We start from the raw sequence: 24,947 nt of genomic DNA, 5'->3' as shown, positions 1-24,947 counted from the left end.
CAATAATACAATTATTTGGCCAAATAATTGTATTATTGCTTTAGGTATTATTGTTAAATTTATTAGGTAAGATAAAAACTCTTGATGCCAAGGTGTAAAGCCTGATATAAGCTATTTGTCATTTTACGCGCCTATATCCCGTAATCGTTGCTCCAGTGCTTGAATCTTAGCGTCGGCATCAGTGAGCTTCTGGCGTTCACGTTCAACAAGGTCAGGTTTCGCATTAGCGACAAATTTCTCGTTTGACAACTTTTTACGAGTTGAGTCACGAAAACCGATGTTGTAATCCAGTTCCTTACGCGTATTAATAATTTCCTGATCTACGTCAATTTCACCGGCAATGTCAACGAAAAACTCGTCGCCTTTAATCAGAAAGGATAAGCCATCGGCTTTCTCATTGACGTAGCTGATAGCCGAGACATTCGCTATTTTCCGCACCAGTGATTCGAGTGGCTGGAAGTGTTCAGGCTGTGTTGTTTTAATGGCCAGCGGAAGGTCAATTTTAGGCGAAATCTGCTTGGCGTTCCGAATGTTCCGTACGTTTGAAATTACTTCGAACAACGTGTCAAAATCGGTCAATATCCGGTTATCAACAGATCCAGCTTTTGGGAAAGCCGAAAGACAAATGCTATCACCCGATTTCCGCTCACGAATGTCTTGCCAGATTTCTTCGGTGATGAATGGCATAAATGGATGCGTCAGCCCCATTAACTGCTCAAAGAAATTAATAGTAGCCTCGTAGGTACTGTGATCTATAGGCTGCGACGAACTGGTAGCAGAGTCGAACGGAGGTTTGATGAGTTCAAGATACTGTGAGCAGAAATCATCCCAGATAAGTTTATAAATCGCCTGCAACGCATCCGAAATCCGGAATTTGCTAAAATCATCTTCAATCTGAATCAGCGTCGCGTTCAGCTTCGATTCAAACCAGCGAATGGCTAACATATTACTATTCGGCGCTGATTCATCAGCCGTCGTCCAGCCCTTCACCAAACGAAATGCATTCCAGATTTTGTTGCTGAAATTGCGTCCCTGCTCCACCAGCTTTTCATCGAACATTAAATCATTCCCAGCCGCCGAACTGAACAGCATGCCGGTACGGACACCATCGGCCCCGTATTTATCGATGAGGTCGAGGGGATCGGGGGAGTTACCCAACGATTTCGACATCTTTCGGCCTAATTTATCGCGGACGATACCAGTCAGATAAACGTTCTTGAATGGCGCTTCTCCCCGGTATTCATACCCGGCAATAATCATCCGGGCTACCCAGAAAAATAGAATTTCGGGGGCTGTAACGAGGTCATTAGTAGGATAGTAATAATTAATGTCGGCGTTATTCGGTTCTTTAATGCCATCGAATACCGACATAGGCCAGAGCCACGACGAGAACCAGGTATCCAGTACATCTTCATCCTGTGTAAGATCGGCTTCGGTCATAGCGAACAGCAGTTTTTCATGCTGCACTTTTTCTAAAGCCTCATGCTTGTTTTTAGCAACGATTATCGTTCCATCCTGCATATAAAACGCCGGGATGCGCTGACCCCACCACAACTGGCGGCTGATACACCAGTCGTGTACATTTTCCATCCAAGACCGGTACATATTCTTGAACTTGGGCGGAACGAGTTGGATGGTATCGTCCATGACATTCTTAAGCGCGGGTTTCGAGAGCTCGTCCATTTTCAGAAACCACTGCAACGAAAGCTTCGGCTCAATAACGGCACCAGTTCTTTCTGACGTACCCACGTTCGATTTATAGTCTTCTGTTTTCTCCAGATTACCCGATTCTTCAAGCAGTTTGATAATAGCTTTTCTGGCGGCAAAGCGGTCTATTCCAATTAAAATCTGTGCTTTTTCGTTCAGTGTGCCGTCGTCATTGAGAATGTCCAGTACGGGCAGGTTATGCGTAATGCCCAACGCATAATCATTTGGGTCATGAGCGGGCGTAACTTTCAGACCACCCGTCCCGAAGTCCATCGTTACATACTCGTCCGTAATAATTGGAATTTCGCGGTAAATGAGTGGAATAATGGCTTTTCGACCATGCAAATGGGTATAACGCTCATCGTTAGGGTTAACCGCAATGGCAGCATCGGCCATAATTGTCTCCGGCCGGACAGTCGCAATGGTGATATGGTCCTGACCCGCGCTCCCGGCTATTTCATAACGAATGTAAACCAGTTTCTGCTGAATTTCTTTCGTGATAACCTCTTCATCCGATACAGCAGTACGGCCTTGCGGGTCCCAGTTAACCATGCGAACACCCCGGTAAATCTGGCCTTTGTTGTAGAGGTCAACAAATACATCTATAACCGAGTCGTGCAAAGCTGGTTCCATCGTGAAGCGTGTACGGTCCCAATCGCAGGACGCGCCCAGCTTGCGGAGTTGAGACAAAATAATACCGCCGTATTTATGCGTCCATTCCCAGGCATAGTCCAGAAATTCGTCGCGAGTCAAATCGGTCTTATTAATGCCCCGTTCTTTGAGCATAGCCACAACTTTGGCTTCGGTGGCAATACTGGCATGGTCGGTGCCGGGTACCCAACAGGCATTCTTACCTTCCATACGGGCTTTCCGAATCAAGACATCCTGAATCGTATTATTGAGCATATGGCCCATGTGCAACACACCCGTTACATTCGGGGGTGGAATAACAATGGTATACGGCTCACGTTCGTCGGGAGTGGATTTAAAGAATTGGTTATCAAGCCAATACTTGTACCATTTTGTTTCTATTTCCTGGGGGGCGTATGTCTTTGAAATCATAATCAGTGGAAACTCTGCGCTGTGTTCCTATTCGTAACAATAGAATAGAGCAAAAGCAACGGTGAGTGATACGGATAAAAAGCAAAATTAGCTAAATTGGATAGGCCGAAAAAACGAAAGGGCACCTTTGCCCGTTTTACAGCTATACTTCACCAACATAACTATGGAATTCGGAAAGATACAGCAACCCGATACCGTAAATTTTACGCTGCCACCCGGTGCCTCGTTTAACGGACGAATCTGGGCCGCCGTTGAGCCGGTGCTAGGCAGCGGTCAGTGTCAGCCATCGGTTTTCATTGGCGGTCCTATCTGGGCCAATAAAGATTATGTTGGCAAAGTATATCCATCCAATGCGAAGGAGCGTGATTTCCTGCATTATTACACTCGGCAGTTCAATACTATTGAGCTAAATCTAACGCACTACCAGATTCCAACACTGGGTATGATTGACAGGTGGAAAACGGAAGCCACAGATGGGTTTACCTATTGCCCAAAGTTTCCACAGATAATTAGCCACGAGCGGCAATTAGTTGCCTCCGAGACGCTAACGGAAGAATTTGTCAATGCGGTGTTGAGACTCGAGGAATTTCTTGGCATGACGTTTTTACAGTTACCGCCCACGTTTGGGCCTGAAAAGTGGCCTGTTCTCGAAACCTATCTTAGAGGCCTACCCGATGAACTTGATGTAGCCGTGGAGTTTCGTCATCCAGATTGGTTCAGCAAAGCATTGATGTGGCAGCAAACCCTTGAGAAACTTTACCGCTTGCATCGTCATGTAGTCATTACCGATGTAGGCGGTCGGCGTGATGTTTTGCATATGGGATTGAGTAGTCCCGTCCTCACGCTTCGGTTTATTGCCAATGAAGGACACTCGACAGACTACACTCGTACCGATGCCTGGGTACAACGCCTGAAAACATGGTTTGAAAAAGGACTACAAAAAGCGTATCTATTTATTCACGGTGGGGGCGATAACGATACGGCACCCGAACTGATTTTGTACTGGGTTCGTGAGTTGAACAAGCATTGTGGTCTACATTTACGTGAGCCAGTTTTGCAACCTAAAGTGGTACAGGGAAGTTTGTTTTGATTAATATTACAGCGATGAATTATAAAGAACGAATCGTTTCTGATTATCAAATTATGCTCGGTAAGCCTGTTATTAAAGGCACTCGCATCACCGTCGAATTGATACTTCGCAAATTGTCCGAAGGGGCCGTGATGGCTGATTTATTGACAATGTATCCGCATTTGCAGGAAGCGGATGTACTGGCAGCGCTAATGTACGCATCTGATATTCTTGCGAATGAGGAGGTAATTATGCTGAAAGCAGCATGATTATCGCTGACGAAAACATTGATCACAGTCTTATTTTATCAATTCGTGAGTTAGGTATTGATGTATATTCAGTCTATGAATCTAATCGAGGTATTCGCGATGAAACGGTGATTGAGTCATCGCGAACACCCCGCGTATTATTCTGACAGAAGATAAGGATTTCGGCGAGTGGGTATTTGCGTATAATGTGAGAGGAATTAGTGTTCTTTTTCTTCGATATCATTTCAACGAAACGGAAGCTATGCGTGCTGTTCTAGTAAAGCTATTAGCCGAAAGACTTACCGAATTAGTCGGCTGTTTCACTACTGTGACGGTTCAGAAAATCAGAACTCGTCGAATAGATTAAGGCATTTTTTCTGCTTGAGTGGTATAGGGAAGTTTGTTTTGATTTAGTGGGGTTAGCGTTTACCTTTGTTTAATGATTTTGCAAACAACAAATTATCGGCATCACCATTCTGGGCGGTAACGCAGCAGAACGAGATGCTCGTGTTTGTGAATTCGGTGAGATACTCCTGATTACCACAATATACAAAGCCCGGTTCTGCCAAAGAGCCGGGCTTTTTTCTGTATGAAAACTGTCATTATCAAATACAACGCTGGAAACGTTCAGTCGGTCATGTATGCGCTGGAACGGCTGGGAGCCAGCTATTTGCTTACGGACGATGAAGCTGAAATTCGTTCGGCTGATAAGGTTATCTTTCCCGGTGTAGGTGAAGCCAGCACCGCAATGGCTTATTTGCGGGAACGGGGCCTTGATAAGTTAATTCCATCGCTGAAACAACCCGTGCTTGGTACCTGCATAGGTATGCAGCTTATGTGCCGCCATTCGGAAGAAAATGACACTACTTGCATGGGAATATTCGATATTGACGTTCGGCGTTTTCCAAGCACACCCGGACTCAAAGTGCCACATACCGGCTGGAATAACATTCATACATTGCGTAGTTCGCTAACGGAAGGCTTACCAGATAATGCGTATGTTTATTTTGTCCATAGCTATGCCGCCGACGTTTGCCCCGAAACAACTGCCGTTTGCGACTATATACGACCCTTCAGTGCTATGCTGCATCGGGATAATTTCTACGCGGCCCAGTTCCACGCCGAAATTAGTGGAAATGTGGGGCAACAGGTTTTGGCCAATTTCTTGAAACTTTAACGCGGACGTTCCACCATTTCGATAGTCCATCGTTGTGGTGGAAACTCACTTATTTAGATCATACAGAAAGCGGGTTTTCGCCCGCGTTACTCATGCACATCATACCCGCTATTGACCTAATCGACGGTAAGGCCGTTCGTCTTACTCAGGGCGACTACAGTAAGAAGAAAGAATATAATGCCCGACCGCTGGAAGTAGCTCAACAATTTGAGGGGGCTGGTCTGACGCGCCTGCACCTCGTGGACCTCGACGGTGCCAAAGAGAAGCGCGTTATAAACTGGAAAGTATTAGAGTTGATTACATCGAAAACCAGCCTGCACGTCGATTTTGGTGGTGGTGTTCAGTCCGACGATGACTTGCGGGTTGTGTTCGAGTGCGGAGCTAAACAGATTACAGGTGGCAGTGTTGCCGTAAAAGACCCTGACCTAATGGAGCGCTGGCTTTCAAAGCACGGTTCCGACAAAATCATTCTGGGCGCTGATGCTAAAAATGAGAAAATAGCTGTCAGCGGTTGGGAGGAAGGCACCGATGTCTGGATTTATGATTTTCTGGAGAAGTGGGTCGATAAGGGAATAAAGTATGTAATCAGTACCGACGTAGCAAAAGATGGTCTGTTGCAAGGTCCGTCGTTTGACTTGTACCGAAACATGCAGGACCAATTTCCTCAGCTCAATATTATTGCCAGCGGTGGTGTAAGTAATATGGCCGATATAGAAACTCTGGCTGATATGGGTGTCTTCGGCGTTATCGTCGGCAAGGCAATTTATGAGGGGCGCGTGACCCTGAAAGAATTACAAAAGATTACTAATCAATGACTAATGAATACACGATCAGCGTCGATAAAGCGAAACTTGACCTTGCTGTTATCCACAAATTTCTGAGTCAGGAAGCGTATTGGTGTAAGAATATTCCAGTTGAGATTGTTCAGCGTTCGATTGAAAATTCGGTTTGTTTTGGTGTGTACCAGGGCGATTGTCAAATTGGCTTTGCCCGTGTCGTAACTGATCTGTCCACATTCGGTTATTTGGCCGATGTATTCATTCTGCCGGAACATCGTGGTAAGGGACTATCGAAACAGCTTGTGGCATTCATTATGGCTTACCCACCGTTACAAGGTTTACGCCGAATCATGCTGGTAACGCAGGACGCCCACGGATTATACACGCAATTTGGTTTTACACCCATTGATAGTCCCGAAAATACGATGTTCATCAAAGCCTTCACCGCCTACTAATGCTTACAAAACGTATTATTCCTTGTCTGGATATTAAAGATGGTCGCACCGTAAAAGGTACTAATTTCATAAACCTACGCGATGCAGGCGACCCGGTTGTGCTGGCGGCTATTTATGCTGAACAGGGTGCTGATGAACTGGTTTTTCTGGACATTACGGCCACTGTCGATGAACGTAAAACTCTGATTGAACTCGTGCGAAATGTGGCGCATACAATCAACATTCCGTTTACGGTTGGCGGTGGTATCTCGTCGGTGGCCGATGTATCAGCACTGCTCAATGCCGGGGCCGATAAGATTTCGATTAACTCATCGGCTGTTCGCAATCCTGATTTAATTAATGAACTGGCTTTAGAATTCGGGAGTCAGTGTGTAGTTGTGGCTATTGATACGCGGTACGTAAATGGTGAGCACATTGTTCACACGCATGGTGGGCGTAAACCTACGGAACTGCGTACGATTGCCTGGGCGAAAGAAGTTGAAAACCGGGGAGCTGGTGAAATTCTCCTGACCTCAATGGATACCGACGGCACAAAAGCAGGCTTTGCCCTTGAGCTAACGGCACAGATTTCGGGAGCCGCCAATATTCCGGTCATTGCATCGGGTGGGGCGGGCACGATGGACCATTTTGTCGATGTGTTCACAACCGGCAAAGCTGATGCCGGACTGGCGGCCAGTATTTTTCACTTTAAAGAAATTGGCATTCCAGATTTGAAAGGGTATTTGCGGAGTAAAGGAATTGAAATGAGGATTACAAACTAATGACTCTGCCAAACGCTGGCTGTTGAGTGTCGTTTAGGAACACCCAAAGGCTATCTGAGCCACATACACAGTTTAGCTAAAGTTGTCCCCAATAATGACACAGCAGCGGGAGCTACAGAATAAAGCAAGCTTGCCAATATGTAGCCATTCCCTAAAACTTAAAGCCTAAGTCCAGTGCAACAACCCGATTTTTAGAGGTCAATTCACTGGCGCGTGCTACATTGATCAACCCGCGTTGATAACTCATACCGATGTTGAATGCATTGTTCTGGTTGATTTTGTATTGTACGCCAGCACCAAGTAACAACTCGATGTCGCCGAAACCGTACTGTCGCCGGTTGCCACCACTCTCCGCCGTATAGAGGCCATTGCGTACTTGATCTATGGCCTTTTCAGCTAATTTCAGACTTAGTAAGCCGCCCGTCTGTACGTACAACCGCATATTTGGGCCGATATTATTAGCAAATAGCTTTACCGTTGCCGGAATTTGTAGGTACTGTAAATTATATACGGACTCTTTTTCTGGTGAGCCTGGCGTCCAGCGGGTCTCGCCAAACGAGCCGGGCATTTGAAATCCCGACCGCTTAATCGTATAGAAAAGACCCGTGCTAAACGCGTAGCGATCTTTAAAGAAAAAATAATCCAGTGTTGGGCCAACACTCATCCGAATGCCCGCGCCATTATTGCGAAAATCAGTATATGTTCCCGTTCCCTGAGCGGTATTGACATCAAGTGAGGGGGCAAACCGAATACCCATTTCAATAAGGTGGTGAGGCCACGTATAATTGGGGCCAGACCCATATCCATTGTTTTCTGTCTGGCTACCAGTACTTTGCTGACGGCGTTTACGCTTGCGGTCATCGTCGTAGTCCTGGCGATTCTTATCCTGGCCGTCATAGTTATCACCCAAGATTTTGCGGAATCGCTTCTCTGTAACGCTCGATTCCTTCGTTCTTATTTGGTACAATGCGGGTGATGTAGACTGCGCCCAACCATAGCCAACAATCAACATGACCAAAATCAAGCTTAACCCTGCAACTTTTTTCATAATTTTGCACGTTTTCTATATTGAAAACACGTGATTTTCATGCAAATACGGTTGGCCATTGTAGGCCTTTTTTGTTTCTTTCTGCTGACTTCGTGTACAAAAAACGAAGACATTACCTTTATCCGACTTGATCAACAACTTTTTTCTGGCAAATCATCCAATAGTATTCGGATGCTGTTAAACCAGAATCAGGCAGTGTCTCAATTGTACTTTAACGCGAACGAGGCCGGAAATGATACGGCACTTGTTCAGGAATTGACCAACCGGGTCAATAACCCGGCACTTAACGAGCTTAATACACAAATTCAGGCCGAGTATGGTGACATGGCTGACCTGCGTAGCCAATTAACCGAAGCCTTTGCCAATATTAAAAAAGATTTTCCTGACTTTAAAGCCCCCAAGGTCGCTACTATGGTAACGGGTTTTCTTGGACCCGATTTAGTCATTACGGATAGTCTGATTGTTATTGGTCTTGATTACTTTGCCGGGCCGAAAGCCAAATACCATCCGCCAAGCCAAGAATTCCCGCAATATATTCTGCGTCGATACCAGAAAGAGTACATCGTGCCTGCTATTGTTTTTGCTATCTCTGACAAATACAATGCCACTAACCGCACCGACCAAACGATGGTAGCCGATATGGTGTACTATGGCAAAGGGTACGTATTCACCAAAGCAATGCTTCCCGATGTAGCTGATAGTCTAGTCATCGGGTATTCAGACAAACAATTGACACAAACGTTTAATGCACAAGATGTTGTTTGGGCGCACTTTATTGATAATCAGTTGTTATACCAGACAAATTCCGCCACAAAACAGCGATATTTGAACGAACGGCCCTTTACGGCTGAAATTGGTCAGGCTTGCCCCGGGGCTATTGGCCGGTGGGTGGGTTGGCGTATTGTCGGACGATATCACGATGAACATAGCAGCGTAAGTATTTCAGAATTAATGCGTAACGCCGACGCGCGGCAGATTTTCGAGCAATCGGGTTATAAAGGACAAAAGGATAATTCGTAGACGCTGGCAGACCAGTCTCTACATAAAACAACAATGGCACGTGTGGTTTCGGGTTTAAGAACCCGACGCAGTATTAATGTCAGGTTTGAAGAATCCGACACAAAAAAACAATGGCAAAACAAGGAAGAAGTTTTGGCGAAGAAGCCAACGAAGAAGATAAAAAGAAATTTAGTCGCGATGGGTTCAAAAAAGCCCTGAGCATATTTCAGTTCGTAAAACCCTACCGAACTCAATACATAATAGGATTTGTGTTTCTGATCTTATCGACGGGCACAACCATGAGTTTCGGGTTGCTCATCGGTCAAATTACGAGCGTTATTCAGGGAAAGTCGGCCTTTACACTTAACCAGGTTACGCTGTTTTTTGTGGGCGTATTAATCGCGCAATCAATTTTCTCCTTCTTTCGCATTTACTTTTTTTCGCAGGTAAGCGAACGAGCAATGGCCGATGTGCGCCGGGCAGCTTATAGTAAAATCATTACCCTGCCAATTCCCTTCTTTGAGAAGCGACGTGTGGGCGAATTAACCAGTCGTATTTCGGCTGATATTTCGCAGTTGCAGGATGTCCTGACGCTGACCGTAGCTGAATTGTTCCGGCAAGTGGGTACGCTGACCATCGGTACGATCATCATCTTTTATGTTTCCTGGAAACTGACGCTTTTCATGCTGGCAACATTCCCGGTCATTATCGTGGCCGCTATGTTCTTTGGTCGGTTTATTCGCACACTGTCGAAACAGGCGCAGGATTTGCTGGCTCAGGCCAATATAATCGTTGAGGAGACGCTTCAGTCGGTGAATGTCGTGAAGGCATTTACAAACGAAAAACTGGAAATTAACCGGTACGGAACCGCTTTGCAACGGGTTGTGGATACTGCTTTACACGCAGCCAAGTTTCGGGGCGTATTTGTCTCATTCATCATTTTTGCTCTCTTTGGAGGTATCATCGGTGTGGTTTGGTATGGTGGCTCGCTGGTCATGACCAACGAAATGCCCTTTGCTGACTTGCTCACGTTCATCGTTTACACGACATTTATTGGTGGTTCTGTAGCAGGAATGGGCGATTTGTATGCTCAATTACAGAAGACAATTGGCGCGTCGGAACGGATTTTGGAAATTCTTGAGGAACCATCCGAAGTAAATGCCGAAGAGGAAATGCCTCTATTTGTGCCGGTACACGGCCATGTTCGGTTTGATGACGTTCGGTTCTCCTACCCGTCCCGCCCCGACGTACCTGTGCTGAAAGGTATCACACTCGATGTAGCGGCTGGCCGAAAAATTGCGCTGGTTGGTCAAAGTGGAGCCGGTAAATCGACGATTGTGCAGTTGCTGATGCGGTATTACCCAATTGGTGGTGGTCAAATTACAGTTGACGGGCGCGACTTAGCAGGCATTAACGTAACCGAATTGCGAAAAAATATTGCTGTAGTGCCGCAGGAAGTCATGTTGTTTGGTGGGACAATCCTGGAAAATATTCAGTATGGTAAACCCGGCGCGACAGAAACCGAAATCCGCGAAGCTGCCCGGAAAGCCAATGCTCTTCAATTTATCGAGTCATTTCCCGAAGGGTTACAAACAGTTGTTGGTGAACGGGGCGTTAAATTGTCAGGTGGTCAGCGGCAGCGAATTGCCATTGCCCGTGCTATTCTGAAAGATCCTGCCATTCTAATTCTAGACGAAGCAACCAGTTCGCTCGATGCAGAATCGGAACGTCTGGTACAGGAAGCACTAGACAAGTTGATGCAAAACCGCACAACGATTATTATTGCTCACCGCTTGGCAACCATCCGCAAAGTAGATATGATTTATGTCATGCGCGAAGGGCAGATTGCCGAGTCAGGTACTCACGACGAGTTGGCAACTCAGGAGGACGGCATCTACGCGAATCTAGTTAAATTGCAGTTTGAAATAATAGACTAACGGTTCTCAGTTCATACGTTTTGGTGTACTGGTTAGGCCATCAAAACGTATAAATCGAAAACTATAAACCGAAAACCAATATGTCTTCGGCCGCTAAAACACTGAAAAATTTTAACCTCCGTCATACGAATGGTCGCGAGGAAGTTCTTGATTTATTTCTGAACGCTGGTCATGCATTGGCGCACAACGATGTCGAAAATGGTCTTAGTCCTGATCATGACCGCGTAACGATTTACCGGACACTACGCACATTCCTGGATAAAGGACTGCTGCATAAAGTTCTGGACGATGAAGGTGGTACAAAATATGCCCTTTGTCGGGAGAATTGCGCCGACGGCCATCATCACCACGACCATGTCCATTTCAAGTGCGAAGCCTGTGGTCAAACAACTTGTTTAGATAAAGTTAGCATTCCGTCTATCGCGCTGCCTGAGGGCTATAACCGCAAGGAAATGAACCTGCTAATTCAGGGCGTTTGCCTGGCCTGTAATAAATAAAGATGCTGGAGCCCTTCGGCACCCGGCTGGCCCGGTCCGCCGTAGGGCTCCAGCATGACAAAAAAATAAAATGCCCACCGAAACTGTATTTACCGAACGTCAACAGAAATTTACTCAGGCAGAAGAAGCCGCTCAACGTCAACATAATCAGTTGGCCTTCTGGCGGCTTGTCTGGTTCATTGGAATCGTTGCTGCCATCTGGTTGCTTATCCAACTCAATCAGCAACTTGGGGCTATAGTTGCCTTAGTGACCGGCCTGATCGGGTTTTTGATTTTGCTGAAAAAGCACCAAAGCGTTCGTCATAAACGGGATTTAGCTCATCAATTGGTACTTATCAATAAGGATGAAGCGTCCCGACTCAAACGTCAATACCTACGTCCCGAAACAGGTGAGCAGTTTGCTAGTCCTACCCATTACTACTCAGGTGATTTAGATGTATTTGGCAAGCACTCACTTTTTCGATTACTCAACCGGACGCATACGTACGGCGGCCAGAAACGGCTGGCTACATGGCTCAAAGCGCCATCAGCCCCCGAATCCATTCGTCTCCGTCAGCAAGCCGTAGCCGAGTTGAATCCGCAAATTGAGTGGCGGCAGCAACTTGAAGCACTGGCCTACGTTGAATCAGCCATTAGCCGGTCGCCCGATGTACTTATTAAATGGGCTACCGAGAAAACCTCTCCGTTGCCAGGCTACCTGACAATTATTCGGTTCGTGTTTCCAGCCATTACACTGAGTTTGTTTGTGGCCTGGTTGATGGGTTACGTTCCGGGTGGAGTTGTGCTGTTAGGGCTGGCCGTTCATGGTTTGGTACTTAGTCAAACATCAGGACGGGCTAAAGAAGTTAGTGAACAGACGTTTGAGATTTCGGCGGCACTGCGGGCCTTTCGTGCATTGTTTCAACACGCCGAAAAATTTAAAGGAGACGCTGTGCGGTTGCGGGCTATTCAGCAAGCACTAACATCAGGTAACCAATCAGCCTCGGAAGCTATTGGACAACTTGGGCGATTAACCGAGGGCTTGAATTATCGGCGAAACCCGTATTTCTTTTTACTATTCGGAATTGCGACTTTGTGGGACGTTCATTACCTATTTCGGCTCGAACGCTGGCGGCAAACCCACGGGCCGGATATCAACCGATGGTTCGAGGCTCTTAGTGAACTGGAAGCCCTTAATAGTCTGGCGGGATTTTCGTATGCGCATCCAACCTATGCCACCCCCGACATCGTTGAGGATCAATTTACGCTGGACATAACGTTGGCAACGCACCCATTGTTAGCACAAAATCGTAGTGTTGCCAATTCGCTTATAGTGAGAGGTTCTGGTAAAACGATATTGATTACGGGCTCAAATATGTCGGGGAAAAGTACATTTTTGCGCACTGTTGGCGCTAATGTCGTGCTGGCTCTGGCGGGTGCCGTTGTGAGTGCCGAGCGTTTTTCGTGCTCGCCGGTACGGGTATTTACGAGTATGCGCACGCAAGACTCACTCGAAGAAAGTACGTCGTCGTTCTATGCAGAACTCAAGCGACTTCAAACATTAATCGGCCTGACGAAGCCGAAAGCTGATAGGCCACAGACTCATTTGTCTCAGGAACGCCTTGATGGACAGCAGTTTCCAGAGGAGCATCCCGATGGAGCATCACCATCACAAGACCGCTTACCGGTACTTTATTTTTTAGATGAAATTCTGAAGGGTACAAACTCGGCTGACCGTCACCGGGGAGCGGAAGCCCTCATTCGCCAATTACACCAGACAACGGCGTCGGGGTTTGTGTCAACCCATGATCTCGAATTAGGGCAACTTACTGATGCAGATGGCTTTGTTCGCAATTATCACTTTCAATCTGACCTCAATAACGGCGAATTGATTTTTGATTATAAACTTCGCAATGGCATTTGTGAGAGCTTCAATGCCAGTCAATTGATGCAGGCAATTGGTATTGAGATGGGTGTCGTTCAAAAATAAAGCCAGTGCCAGCGGAGTGTCGGCCCAAGTTGCAGGGTTGGAGCCGGAATCTTAATGTAGTTGAACAGACCCAGAATTGCTTTGGCAGCTTTACTCCGCGGCTTGAGCAGTTTAACTAGATTAATATCGGGGGCAATGTACCACTCGTGCCGCCCGCCCAACCCATCATGATTAAGGCTCCACGTTTCGGCTTCCAGCCCCACACCCACTGACAGTTGTAGCCAGTCAGGCCAGGTGCGTTGCCAGCGTTGACCACCGAAATGGTCGGGCGAAAACGAGAACCAGTATGTCTGGTTAATGTAGTCGTCAATGGAAAGGCGTTGCACTGGAATACCACGCTCGTTAAAATATTTAGGCGTTTGCTGCCAGTAACTTACTTTCCATTGAGCATCACGTAGAAAGCCGGATCGATGTTGGGCCATTGGCCAGATTCCACCGAGGGTTCCGGCTGCAACATCGCGCCAGCTGAAACCATACGTTGGTGAATAGGCATCTTTCACTTCAATACTTAACTCGACAAAAGCCGCCGAACCAAGGGCTAGCCACTCGGCTTTACGTTCTGAAACGCCCGCCCAACGGAAAGCATTATAGTACGCTTCTGATATGAAAACGCCACCCGTTAAATGAGCTACTTTGTCTAAGCCACTGGCATAGACTAAATCCCGGCCCTCATCGAAGTGAAACGGAACCCCTTTTCCGTGCCACCAGGTTCGTTCCAGATAAGCGTATGTTGAACTAAGCGTGAGCAACGATGTAGCCCCAACGATCCACAACCGACTTTTATTTATGGTAACTGGTTGTCCAACAAGGCTATCTAACCGGGTAGCTGACGCACTACCAGACAGAATAGCTAATAGAAATAGAAGTTTTAAACCCATGAGCAACATGTGTGACTCATAGGCTATGAATAAGTTACGTAAGGGTGCTTATTTACTGAAGCTTGAAAGGTAGAAGATGCCCGAAATAGTCCACTCGCTTAGTAGAAAATCTGGTAATACACACTAGGCTATCGTGCCTCTCTGAACGCGAAATCTATTATGTAAGCGGTGATGTGATTCTAGAATGAGCAGTATAATAACTTTCATACGTTTGTTACCCTCCCAAAGTTGATAAATTCAGAACGATTTTCAGGAAGATGTGAAAGCTGAGTGAGACTTAATTTCGTGGATCAATTTGCTAAAAATGAGGCATTTAAGCTAAATAAACTAGCTTGGTATAGTTATGCATCAATCTGGGTTTGCTATGACTGTTGTGTATTCCAATATATGACCGATTAATAAGTGACTGCTATTTGTGCTTGCTAGCCCCACAGATTCGCATTTACTTTGTCTCAAATTCTAACATAAATCAGTTATATCGCATGAAAAAAATCCACTTCTCTATTTTATTGGTCCTTGGCCTGCTAGCCGGTACTCAATCATTCGCACAACTCGCTATTGACAAAGGCACCAAATTCATCAACCTCGGTATTGGCGTAGGCGGTTATTCCAGCGCTGGCGGTATTGCCTTCGGAGCCTCGGCTGACTTTGGCGTTGCCCCAAACATTACAGTTGGTGGACAGGCCGCCTACCGTAGTTTTAGTTATCTTGGTAATGCTGATAAAATCAGTTATTTATACTTTGCTGCTCGTGGTTCATATCACTTTAATCAAATTCTGAACTTAAGTACTGATAAGGCGGATCTTTATGCTGGTATTGGCTTAGGTTATGAAAGTGTTTCTTATTCCAATAGCTATGGAGCAGGATTTAGTACGTTCGGTAGTGGTATTTTCGTGCCAATTCACCTTGGCGGTCGTTACTTTTTCAGTGAAAAAGTAGGCGGTTTTGCCGAATTGGGAACGGGCATTGCTCCTCTATTATTGGGTGTCACGTTCAAACTGTAATTGACCCAATCTATCAACAAAAAGGGCCATCTGATTTTCAGATGGCCCTTTTTGTTGAATTCTGATCTTATTTACTAGCTACTTCCTTCAAACTTGTTACGCCCATATTCCAGAGAATAAAGGAATAAATGTCGGCTGCCGTTTCTATATTCTTTTTCGTGTTGCTGGCACCATGCCCTGAGTTGGTATCAATCCGAATCAATACAGGATTCTTTCCTTTATAAACCTCCTGCAACGTGGCCGCGTATTTAAACGAGTGTGCCGGTACAACTCGGTCGTCATGGTCGGCGGTGGTGATAAGCGTGGCCGGATAATTCAGACCGGGCTTGATATTGTGAAGGGGCGAATAGGCATAAAGTGATTTAAACTCATCGGCATTATCGCTGCTCCCGTAGTCGGCAATCCAATTCCAGCCGATAGTAAACTTATGGAATCGCAGCATGTCCATAACGCCTACTTGCGGGATAGCTACCCGGAACAATTCAGGTCGCTGATTCATAACCGCGCCTACTAGTAAGCCCCCATTTGAGCCTCCCTGAATGGCTAACTTAGCCGAACTGGTGTACTTCTGGTCAATCAGGTATTCGGCAGCGGCAATAAAATCGTCGAACACATTTTGTTTTTTTGATTTCATGCCTTGTTCATGCCATTTTTCGCCGTATTCGCTGCCTCCCCGTAAGTTGGCTTGAGCATATACACCGCCCTGTTCCAAGAATGGAATTCGAAATGGACTAAACGAAGGGGGCAGGCTGATGTTGAAACCACCGTAACCATAGAGCAGCGTCGGGTTGGTACCGTCGAGTTTTAGCCCCTTGCGGTAGGTCAAAAACATGGGTACTTTCGTCCCATCTTTGCTGGTGTAAAACACCTGCTTCGTCTCGTAATCGGCGGGTTTGAAATCAACTTCAGGTGCGCGGAAAACGACACTTTTTCGAGTTGCAATATCATAGCGATAAATCGTTGGTGGAAAGGTGAAAGAAGTAAAGGTGTAGAACACAAATTTGTCATCTTTCTCACCTCCAAATCCTCCCGCAGAGCCGATAGCGGGTAGTTTAACCTCACTTTCAGATTTTCCGCTGTAATCAAATATCTCTATCTTCGAAGTTACATCTTTCGAATATTCGACGAATAATTTACCACCCGCTGCACTGACACTCCCTTCGGCAATGGGTTCAGGCTTCTCGGCAATAAGTGCCGAGAAGGTCTGCTTTTTCGTGTCGAAAGTTACAACTTTACTATTTGGTGCTTTTTCGTTGGTCAGAATCAAGAGCCGGTCGCCATCGTTGTCTAATACGCCGTAGCTAAAATCTGTAATCTCGGCCACAATGGGCGTAAAGGTCTTTTGGGGTGATTTCGCATCAATAAAAAGAAGAGAGTTACCATCTTTTCCCTGTCCCCGGTCACTGACCGAGAGCAGCGCAAATCGCTCATCGTCGGTCGTACTAACATTGTGGAATCGTTGCAGATGCTTTGGGTCTTCATACACCAACCGGTCTGCTGATTGCGGGGTATTCAATTTATGGAAAAATACCTGATGATTCTCGTTTTTAGCGGCCAGTGCACTGCCCTCGGGTTTGGGATAACGGCTATAATAGAAGCCGTCGCCCTGCCAGGCGGCCCCGGATACCTTTACCCACTCAATTTTATCAGACAAATACTGTTTTGTCGACAGGTCCATAATTTGATATTCCTGCCAGTCTGAACCTCCTTTCGACAAGCCCACGACTGCGTATTTACCGTCTTTAGAAAGCGAAAAGGCACCCAGTCGTGTTGTGCCGTCAGTCGAAAGTTTGTTAGGGTCTATGACAACTTCAGGTTTTGCTTCGAGTCCCTTTTGACGGTACAACACGGCCTGGTTTTGTAATCCGTCATTTTTCGAGAAATAAAACCATTCCCCTTTACGGGTGGGTGCTGAATATTTCGGATAATTATATACCTGCTCAAGTCGATCCTGAAATTGTTTTCGATACGGAATCTGCGATAGATAATCGAACGTGACTTTATTCTCGGCTTTAACCCAATCGGCAGTTTCGGCTGAACGGTCATCTTCGAGCCAACGATAAGGATCGGTAACCTTTAACGTATGATAGTTGTCAACCTGATCGGTTTTTCGGGCGACGGGGTAGGGAAGTGGGTCTGTTGACTGGCCCAGTGCTACGGACGAACTCAGCATAAGAAACAATCGGACGGGGTTGTAAAAATTCATAGGTTAATGCTGATTAAAGAGAAGGGTAATTTGATTACTAGTTACGGCCACAACCTTGAAAAACCAAATTGAACGATCGTAATAATGTTGTATCGAATCACGCAGGAATGAATCAATAACTTGCTTAAACACGCCAATGCCAGTCAAATAAATTTAGACATGGTGTGTTAATCGGAACGAACCGTATTGGCTTATCAGGATAAAAGACGAGGGCTCAATAAAGAGCAAGTCAAAAGGATATTGGGCCTAGGTATCAGAAATGTCTAGTTGCAACTGGCTCTATGGAGTGGTGCACTCTCTGCCAGAGCCAGTCTGGTCAGAAATCAATCTACCGATGTCTGCCTATTGTGTATATTCAATCTGGGGGTTGATTCGGGGAATTAAGCCCTGTGAATCATTCTGTAGCAGCATCTCAAACAGCAGTACCGTGGCAGCCGCATCACCTTGTGCACGGTGGCGGCCACTAAGGGGAATTTCGAGCGAGCGGCAAAGTTTACCTAAGCTATACGAAGGATGGCCCGGAAGTAGTTTTCGGCTCGTACGAACCGTACAGAGCGTCCGTCTGAAATAGTCATGGCCTAACCAATTCAGTTCTTTTTGAATGAAATTAAAATCGAAGCCAACATTATGGGCCACAAAAATGGCGTCCTGAGTAATAGCCAGAACATCATTGGCGATATCAGCAAACGTAGGGGCATCCTGAACCATCTCATTGGAAATGCCCGTCAGGTGTCGGATAAATGGGGGAATTGGGCAGCCGGGATTAACCAATGAATGGAACGAGTCAACCACCTGCTGTCCGTCGTGCCGGAAGATAGCAATTTCAGTAAGGCGGGTAGGCCCTTTCACTCCCCCAGTCGTTTCAACGTCAACGATGCAATACACAAAAAAATAGTTTTTAAGATCTTCGGTTATACTAAGCCAACACCTTAATAACCTATTGCTTACTTAATAAGTGCTTACCGAATACCATAAACGATGTTTCGAATACTGTATAAAGGTACGGCTTTAGCGTGAAGCCTGCAACGGCCGGTTCCGACTCGGTTGTTTCTCCAGACCTGGCCGAACCACTACGCCTTCACGAATCAGTCGAAGGGTATAATCCAGCACGTAATCCCGATTAGTCATCAGATCGTCAAAGCTGCGCATGATAGTAAAATCTGGCTCAATCGTGAATCCGTTAGATCGCTCACTGTCAACATCGTGTGTTAATTTTTTAAGCGGTATACGTACCTGAAGCCGTGAGTTTGGCAGCGTTACCGTTTTGAAGTGGCCAGCAAAATCACCCCAATACGCACTGCCGCTGGCTTCGCCAACAAACGTACCCATACCTGCATCGAGCGTTTTCGCTAATACGGATGTCGTAGCAGAAAATGATGCTCCGTTTAGTAGAAAATATAAATTTCCGGCAAACGCATCCCGGTGCCGGGGCCGATAACGTCGGTTGGCAGAACGGCTTGCAAATCCCCCACGGTTATCTGCTCTATATTGCAGACTGAAATTCAGGGCAGAAAAGGGATTCCAGCGTGTCACGAGTTCGGCGCGCGCACCCCGTTTCATTTCTTCATGCTCCATGATACGGAATGACTTTGGCATCCAATACCGTAGCAACCGGGCTGAATTTACTACAATACCCCCGCCGTTTCCCTGCATATCAACGACCAAATTTTGTATGTTCTCGTGCCGTATTTGTTTGAATGCCCGTTTTAAGCGTCGATTAAACGCCCATTGAAAGGGATCCTTTTTTTTCAATCCCATGAACGAAGAGATGCGCAACACGGCCGTGTGAGTAAGAGTATCAACTACCCGGACTGACAAATTAGGTCGCTGGTCGAGCTCAACTCCGTACCGACTCTGTATTGTCGTCCTAAAATCATGCAGGGTCAGACACTTTATTCGCGTTTGCCGAATGAGGCTATCGCCTGCCAGCCGATATGTAAGTTTAATTGAATCAGCCGAGCCAAACCAGGCTGCGTAATAATCGGCAAACTGTACTAAACTCCATTGCCGACGACCGGTAAGGTTGTCTCCATCAGAGCCGGAATGGTCGGTATTCATTAACTCACGATGCAAATCGGCCACCAATCGGCCATTAATAGTCAGCAACTCGGTACCGCGTTGGAGACTCGTGTCTGCCGATACATTGTGACTGATGAAATACTGAGATTCTACCAGCCTGATATAAAAAGGAAAGAAGAGCGTATTCTTACCAATGTAATTTCTACGATGATTTAGATTCGTATGCCCATCTTTCAGCGCGGCAACGAGTGGGCTAACGTGATGAAAAAACGTCAGATAGTTAACCGGAGATGTCAGGCGATTATACAATGAATCATACAAGTGCTCCATCCGGGGCTGGGGCGTGTAATAACCCATTCCCGGATGAAGCAAATCGAGTTTTCGTTTCAAATAGCTTAGATCAGCACGAGTCTGGGCGGGTGTGAATACTTGAGCAAACGAAATCTGGTAAACTAAACTAGTAAACAAGCCCACTAAACGCAGAGTCTTACCAATCTTTATCATTACACGTTACGGTAGAAGTCACCCTTTCGGGATTCTCGGTATTCATTCCGTGAATATAAACTTTGGCGTAACTATTGTCAATAGAAATTGTTTAAGACTTCATTAAAATTTCGTGATCGGTTGTTTTGCCGAGCATTAATTAAGCGTCTTTTCGATGTGGAATAATTGTCCAATGTTTTGCACCCGACAGGTGATCGGCCACAATTGCAGCTGCCACATCTTCCAGATTTTCTTCATTAGTGGTGAAAAACAGGCTTTTAGGCTGGTCATCATCCTGAGTTGTTCGCACTTCATAATATTCGTTATGGTGCTCGATTGTGTGTTTTTCGACAAGCTGGTATTGAGCCATAGTAGAAGAATGGTTAGGTATCAATAACTCATAATTTGGCGATATGGTTACCCAAGAACCGTAATTAGCACCGCTCCGGCAACCATGACACCTGCCCCAATGAGTTTTCGCAGGATTCCCTGCTCGTTGAAGAATTGGTATCCAAACAAGACACTTACTAAGGCTGATGTTTGAAACAAGGCCAACGCATAGCCAACGGGCATATCTGCCAGTACAACGTTACTTGCCATCTGCGTTACGCCAACTGTTGCGCATAGAGCCAGATAAGTTGTTTTCTGCGAAACGAGTAGTGTTGTTTGCGCCCGCCACGTGGTTCGCATCGTTAGCGAAATCCAGATAAGGGTCAACCCGAAGCCTATGGCGCACCAATAAAAAAAAGCGATGGTCGGAGTCGAGAGAATAATTGCTTTTTTCAAAAATGCACCGTCGATGGCAGAAAATACCAACGCAGCCAGCCGTAGTTTGACTTCCGGTCTCCTAAATAAACCTACTTTTTCTGACTGCAACGAGATTTCCTTACGTTGTTGCTTATCATTCAGCACTATATAACTTCCTGCCACAATTAGCAATACGCCCGTTAACCCCCACCATCCCGGAATTTCGTTCAGTAGAAATACGCCGATGAGCATACCAACTATTGCCTTGTAAGCATTGATTGGTCCCAGTACAGACAGATCGCCGGTATGCATTGCTTTTACCAAAAATACATTGCCAAACATAGCGAACAGGCTAGATATCAGCATACTTTGCCAGAACTCGAAAAGTAAACCCGTAAAACGAAGTTGCGGCCAAAACGCCAGGCAAACCAGCATCAGAATACCATACGTTGCCGAAATGACAAACAACGGATTAGCCGACCGCTGAGTTAATTGTTTCTGAAATACATTTGAGAGCGGGTTAGCCAAAATGCGAACCAGAATGGCAAAGGAAGTCATGGCGCTAACGGTGAATAACATTGTCGTTTCGATTCAGCTGGAAGTATAGTAGCAAAAAATAAAGCAATGGCTAAACGTAACGTGCGTTTGATCAATCTTTATCGCCTGAATGTCAACGAATTTACTAGCAAAACAAGTAATATGGCCAAACAACCGCCAATTGATATGAGCAACTAAATTTTTGCTCATTACTTTCCTGATTCACAAACGTTTCGTATCTTTGCGGTCTTAATTTTTGGACCGGTACGCCGGAGCGGAGGAGATACAAGGTGAACCCATTACGCGCATACGACATTCATATCGTTGGTCTTGATACGAAACGCTACGAGTACGATTTTACATCGGACAACACGTTTTTCGTCGCCCTTGAGCAAGAGCTGATTAAAGCGGGCAATGTTCAGACACACTTAGTGCTTGAAAAGTCTGAGACCATGATTCGGCTGGAGTTTCACATCGTGGGTGAGGTTGAGCAAATTTGCGACCGTAGCCTTGATGAGTATAATGAGCCAGTGGATACCCAGCAGACAATGCTGCTGAAGTTCGGCGATCATAATGAGGAATTGAGCGACGAAATAGAACTCATCGAACGGAATACGTCAACGATTAACGTAGCCCGCTACATTTTTGAGTTCATAAGCCTGTCTCTACCCATGAAGCGGCTTCACCCCCGTTTTCGGGATGAGGACGATCAGGAAGACGACGACCAGAACGGCAAACTTATTTACCGTTCCGGTGAAACAACGAATAATGATGCAGACGACCAGACGAATATTGATCCTCGCTGGGCCGCTTTGCGAAAACTGAGTGATAATTAAACGGTTCCGGCCTATGGGCTGTACCTGAAAACTGATAACTGACAACTGTAAACTGACATGGCACACCCCAAACGACGCCACTCCAGCACCCGGCGCGATAAGCGCAGAACGCACTACAAGGCAACGCCAGTAGCGCTTTCAACCGACGCCCAAACTGGCGAAGTACACGAGCGTCACCACGCCCACGTTTTTGAAGGCAATCTGTTCTATAAAGGGCAAATGATTATTGAGAATTACGCCAAAACAGCCTAAATCTCGCCCATTTCTGAGAAGTATTTCGTTGACGTCTTTCCGAAGATGAACGCGAAATACTTTTTTATTGCCTGCTACCTCCCTATTTTTACGCGTATTTACTTTTGAAATCCAGCTTAACTGGGAGGTATTGAACAAACGGAGTCAATGAAAATTGCAGTGGACGCAATGGGTGGCGATTTCGCTCCCGAAGCTATTGTGGAAGGAGTCTTGATGGCCGCTGCTGAATTGCCGGAAAACGTAGCTGTTGTGCTGATTGGCAAACAGTCTATTATACAAGAGTTAGTCCAAAAGCATAGTACTTATTCGGCCGCCAATATTGAATTGGTCAATGCTGACGATGTCATAGAGATGAGTGAGCACCCAACAAAAGCGCTCTCGCAGAAACCCAATTCCAGTATCGGGGTTGGGTTTAAGCTTTTGAAGGAAGGTAAGGTTCAGGCGTTTTGCAGTGCGGGTAATACAGGTGCTATGCATGTGGGAGCCTTATTTAGCATAAAAGCTATTGAGGGCGTTCTTCGACCATGTATTGCGGGTTTTGTTCCGCAAATCACGGGCGGTTATGCCGTTATGCTCGACATTGGTGCTAATGCTGATTGTAAGCCGGAGATGCTGGCCCAATTTGGTGAAATTGGCTCCATTTACGCTCAATCGACGTTTAATATTGCTAAGCCGCGTGTAGCATTGATGAATATTGGCACTGAAGATCAGAAAGGATCCTTAGTGGCACAAGCTGCGCATCAACTCCTGAAAGAAAATAACCGGATTAATTTTATTGGTAATATTGAAGGGGGCGATTTCTTTGCCGGACATACCGATGTTATAATAACAGATGGGTTTACTGGTAATGCAATGTTTAAGTTAGGTGAGTCATTTTATCGAATGGCAGCTCAACGAGGCATCAGCGATGAGTTTCTGGATAAAACCAACTATGAATCGGTTGGTGGAAGTCCAATTCTGGGTGTCAACGGGAATGTAATTATAGCCCACGGTATTTCGTCGCCGTTAGCCATCAAAAATATGATTGGTCTGGCCATCCGGCAGGTTGAGTCCGACGCATACACTAAAATTGCACAGGCACTCGGTTAGGGTGGACACTTATCAGTGAACAGTAAACAGGTTTTGATTATCTGATCCACTGATAACTGTTCACTGTCAACTGTTTACTGATAACTGTACTATCTCCTATGAGTAAAGCTGCCATAACTGGAATCCATGGTTACGTTCCCGACTACGTACTGACTAATGCCGAATTGGAGCGTATGGTGGATACGAATGACGAATGGATTACAAGCCGAACCGGTATCAAAGAACGGCACATTCTAAAAGGCGAAGGCATGGGGTCTTCGCACATGGGGGCAAAGGCCGTGGCAGGTTTGCTCGAAAAGCTAAATATAAAACCCGAAGAAGTCGATTTACTTATTTGTGCGACAACTACCCCCGATTATGTTTTCCCGTGTACCGCAAACCTTATTTGCGACATGGTTGGCATTCGTAATATAGGGAGCTTTGATATTCAGGCAGCTTGTTCCGGTTTCTTATACGCCCTCACCGTAGGGTCGCAATTTATTGAGACGGGGAAATACAAAAAGATAGTTATTGTCGGAGCGGATAAGATGTCAGCCATCGTTGATTATTCTGACCGGACAACCTGCGTGCTATTTGGTGATGGAGCCGGAGCCGTAATGCTTGAACCCAGCACTGAAGGGTTTGGTATCCTGGACACCATTATTAAGTCGGATGGATCCGGGCAGAGCCATTTGTTTCAGAAAGCAGGTGGTAGCCGCTATCCACCCACGCACGAGACGGTAGAAAAACGCTGGCATTACGTTTATCAGGATGGACCGTCTGTATTTAAATTTGCGGTGAAAAATATGGCCGACGTGTCGGCTGAAATTATGGAGCGGAATCACCTCACTGGTGATGATGTCGCATGGTTAGTGCCGCACCAAGCCAATAAACGCATTATTGATGCTACTGCGCATCGAATGGGTATTCAACCCGACAGGGTTATGATGACTATTCATAAGTACGGTAACACCACGGCGGCCACTATTCCGCTTTGCCTATTTGATTATGAATCTCAATTGAAGAAAGGAGATAACCTGGTATTGGCGGCTTTTGGTGGTGGCTTTACATGGGGAGCCGCTTACGTAAAGTGGGCGTACTGATTTTTTGCCACACGGGTAAGCCCGTTACGGTGTACGATTTGCGATTTGTCGTGAATCGGGTTTTTGTAAAATCGTAATGGGACCGCCTGTGCGGTTGTAATTCGTA

General features: G+C 46.0%; 24 protein-coding genes. 16 read left to right on the top strand and 8 right to left on the bottom strand.

Translation table 11 applies throughout. From position 1 onward, the window contains the following. Positions 1–123 precede the first annotated feature (123 nt). The gene (locus ACFS25_RS30930; protein WP_381508942.1) at positions 124–2,769 is read right to left on the bottom strand and encodes a valine--tRNA ligase; all 2,646 of its coding nucleotides are present in this window, start codon (positions 2,767–2,769) and stop codon (positions 124–126) included. A 163-nt stretch (positions 2,770–2,932) separates the two neighbouring features. Between ACFS25_RS30930 and ACFS25_RS30925 the strand changes: the two genes are divergently transcribed. The 7 genes from ACFS25_RS30925 (at position 2,933) to hisF (ending at position 7,258) form a co-directional block, all read left to right on the top strand. Continuing rightward, the gene (locus tag ACFS25_RS30925; protein WP_381508940.1) at positions 2,933–3,859 is read left to right on the top strand and encodes a DUF72 domain-containing protein; all 927 of its coding nucleotides are present in this window, start codon (positions 2,933–2,935) and stop codon (positions 3,857–3,859) included. A 14-nt stretch (positions 3,860–3,873) separates the two neighbouring features. Beyond that, positions 3,874–4,107, top strand: coding sequence for a DUF433 domain-containing protein (locus ACFS25_RS30920; RefSeq protein WP_381508938.1), 234 nt, complete (start codon positions 3,874–3,876; stop codon positions 4,105–4,107). Beyond that, on the top strand, positions 4,104–4,253 hold the full coding sequence (locus ACFS25_RS30915; protein ID WP_381508936.1) for a DUF5615 family PIN-like protein: 150 nt from the start codon (positions 4,104–4,106) through the stop codon (positions 4,251–4,253). Before ACFS25_RS30920 ends, ACFS25_RS30915 begins: the two co-directional genes overlap by 4 nt. A 422-nt stretch (positions 4,254–4,675) precedes the next feature. Continuing rightward, positions 4,676–5,263 carry an imidazole glycerol phosphate synthase subunit HisH gene (gene hisH / locus ACFS25_RS30910; protein WP_381508935.1) on the top strand — a complete coding sequence of 196 codons (588 nt, stop codon included), beginning with the start codon at positions 4,676–4,678 and terminating at the stop codon, positions 5,261–5,263. Between the two features lie 92 nt (positions 5,264–5,355). Next, positions 5,356–6,078, top strand: coding sequence for a 1-(5-phosphoribosyl)-5-[(5-phosphoribosylamino)methylideneamino]imidazole-4-carboxamide isomerase (hisA, locus tag ACFS25_RS30905; protein ID WP_381508933.1), 723 nt, complete (start codon positions 5,356–5,358; stop codon positions 6,076–6,078). Continuing rightward, positions 6,075–6,497 (top strand): GNAT family N-acetyltransferase, encoded by a 423-nt coding sequence (locus tag ACFS25_RS30900; RefSeq protein WP_381508932.1) that lies wholly within the window; start codon positions 6,075–6,077, stop codon positions 6,495–6,497. The genes hisA and ACFS25_RS30900 overlap by 4 nt, the downstream gene beginning before the upstream one ends. Then, on the top strand, positions 6,497–7,258 hold the full coding sequence (hisF, locus tag ACFS25_RS30895; RefSeq protein WP_381508930.1) for an imidazole glycerol phosphate synthase subunit HisF: 762 nt from the start codon (positions 6,497–6,499) through the stop codon (positions 7,256–7,258). The genes ACFS25_RS30900 and hisF overlap by 1 nt, the downstream gene beginning before the upstream one ends. A 151-nt stretch (positions 7,259–7,409) precedes the next feature. Here hisF and ACFS25_RS30890 read toward each other — a convergent pair whose 3' ends face one another. Beyond that, the gene (locus ACFS25_RS30890) at positions 7,410–8,306 is read right to left on the bottom strand and encodes a porin family protein (RefSeq protein WP_381508929.1); all 897 of its coding nucleotides are present in this window, start codon (positions 8,304–8,306) and stop codon (positions 7,410–7,412) included. Between the two features lie 39 nt (positions 8,307–8,345). On the opposite strand from ACFS25_RS30890, the gene gldB reads away from it, so the two are divergent. From gldB to ACFS25_RS30870, 4 genes are all read left to right on the top strand, one after another. Then, positions 8,346–9,326 carry a gliding motility lipoprotein GldB gene (gene gldB, locus ACFS25_RS30885; protein ID WP_381508927.1) on the top strand — a complete coding sequence of 327 codons (981 nt, stop codon included), beginning with the start codon at positions 8,346–8,348 and terminating at the stop codon, positions 9,324–9,326. 110 nt (positions 9,327–9,436) lie between these two features. Continuing rightward, positions 9,437–11,242 (top strand): ABC transporter ATP-binding protein, encoded by a 1,806-nt coding sequence (locus ACFS25_RS30880; protein ID WP_381508926.1) that lies wholly within the window; start codon positions 9,437–9,439, stop codon positions 11,240–11,242. An 80-nt stretch (positions 11,243–11,322) separates the two neighbouring features. Then, positions 11,323–11,739 (top strand): Fur family transcriptional regulator, encoded by a 417-nt coding sequence (locus ACFS25_RS30875; RefSeq protein ID WP_381508924.1) that lies wholly within the window; start codon positions 11,323–11,325, stop codon positions 11,737–11,739. 70 nt (positions 11,740–11,809) lie between these two features. Beyond that, positions 11,810–13,708: a MutS-related protein gene (locus tag ACFS25_RS30870; protein ID WP_381508922.1), complete on the top strand. Its 1,899-nt coding sequence runs from the start codon at positions 11,810–11,812 to the stop codon at positions 13,706–13,708. Here ACFS25_RS30870 and ACFS25_RS30865 read toward each other — a convergent pair. Then, positions 13,699–14,586 (bottom strand): DUF2279 domain-containing protein, encoded by an 888-nt coding sequence (locus tag ACFS25_RS30865; RefSeq protein WP_381508920.1) that lies wholly within the window; start codon positions 14,584–14,586, stop codon positions 13,699–13,701. The two genes, ACFS25_RS30870 and ACFS25_RS30865, sit on opposite strands and share 10 nt — an antisense overlap. A 482-nt stretch (positions 14,587–15,068) precedes the next feature. Here ACFS25_RS30865 and ACFS25_RS30860 point away from each other — a divergent pair, with 482 nt between their 5' ends. Then, the gene (locus tag ACFS25_RS30860; RefSeq protein ID WP_381508918.1) at positions 15,069–15,590 is read left to right on the top strand and encodes a hypothetical protein; all 522 of its coding nucleotides are present in this window, start codon (positions 15,069–15,071) and stop codon (positions 15,588–15,590) included. A 67-nt stretch (positions 15,591–15,657) separates the two neighbouring features. Here the strand turns inward: ACFS25_RS30860 and ACFS25_RS30855 are convergent, their stop codons facing one another. The 5 genes from ACFS25_RS30855 to ACFS25_RS30835 all read right to left on the bottom strand — a co-directional run bounded on the left by ACFS25_RS30855 (position 15,658) and on the right by ACFS25_RS30835 (position 21,624). Beyond that, entirely contained in the window at positions 15,658–17,796 is a 2,139-nt protein-coding gene (locus ACFS25_RS30855) for a prolyl oligopeptidase family serine peptidase (protein WP_381508916.1), read from the bottom strand. A gap of 342 nt (positions 17,797–18,138) precedes the next feature. Continuing rightward, positions 18,139–18,681 carry a 3'-5' exonuclease gene (locus tag ACFS25_RS30850; RefSeq protein WP_381508914.1) on the bottom strand — a complete coding sequence of 181 codons (543 nt, stop codon included), beginning with the start codon at positions 18,679–18,681 and terminating at the stop codon, positions 18,139–18,141. Between the two features lie 123 nt (positions 18,682–18,804). Beyond that, positions 18,805–20,319 carry a S41 family peptidase gene (locus tag ACFS25_RS30845; protein ID WP_381508913.1) on the bottom strand — a complete coding sequence of 505 codons (1,515 nt, stop codon included), beginning with the start codon at positions 20,317–20,319 and terminating at the stop codon, positions 18,805–18,807. Between the two features lie 139 nt (positions 20,320–20,458). After that, positions 20,459–20,668 carry a hypothetical protein gene (locus ACFS25_RS30840; protein WP_381508912.1) on the bottom strand — a complete coding sequence of 70 codons (210 nt, stop codon included), beginning with the start codon at positions 20,666–20,668 and terminating at the stop codon, positions 20,459–20,461. A 47-nt stretch (positions 20,669–20,715) separates the two neighbouring features. Beyond that, on the bottom strand, positions 20,716–21,624 hold the full coding sequence (locus tag ACFS25_RS30835) for an EamA family transporter (RefSeq protein WP_381508911.1): 909 nt from the start codon (positions 21,622–21,624) through the stop codon (positions 20,716–20,718). A 248-nt stretch (positions 21,625–21,872) separates the two neighbouring features. Here ACFS25_RS30835 and ACFS25_RS30830 point away from each other — a divergent pair, with 248 nt between their 5' ends. The 4 genes from ACFS25_RS30830 (at position 21,873) to ACFS25_RS30815 (ending at position 24,841) form a co-directional block, all read left to right on the top strand. After that, a complete protein-coding gene (locus ACFS25_RS30830) occupies positions 21,873–22,418 on the top strand; it encodes a YceD family protein (RefSeq protein WP_381508909.1) in 546 nt (181 codons plus the stop codon). Between the two features lie 57 nt (positions 22,419–22,475). Continuing rightward, positions 22,476–22,670: a 50S ribosomal protein L32 gene (gene rpmF / locus ACFS25_RS30825; RefSeq protein WP_012929722.1), complete on the top strand. Its 195-nt coding sequence runs from the start codon at positions 22,476–22,478 to the stop codon at positions 22,668–22,670. A gap of 147 nt (positions 22,671–22,817) precedes the next feature. Continuing rightward, positions 22,818–23,759 carry a phosphate acyltransferase PlsX gene (plsX, locus tag ACFS25_RS30820; RefSeq protein WP_381508907.1) on the top strand — a complete coding sequence of 314 codons (942 nt, stop codon included), beginning with the start codon at positions 22,818–22,820 and terminating at the stop codon, positions 23,757–23,759. A gap of 98 nt (positions 23,760–23,857) precedes the next feature. Continuing rightward, positions 23,858–24,841: a beta-ketoacyl-ACP synthase III gene (locus tag ACFS25_RS30815; protein ID WP_381508905.1), complete on the top strand. Its 984-nt coding sequence runs from the start codon at positions 23,858–23,860 to the stop codon at positions 24,839–24,841. Positions 24,842–24,947 lie beyond the last annotated feature (106 nt).

Origin of the sequence: Spirosoma flavum (assembly GCF_042686045.1) — a bacterium.
GTDB classification, from domain to species: domain Bacteria; phylum Bacteroidota; class Bacteroidia; order Cytophagales; family Spirosomataceae; genus Spirosoma; species Spirosoma flavum.
This window is presented reverse-complemented; position numbering and strand designations above follow the sequence as displayed.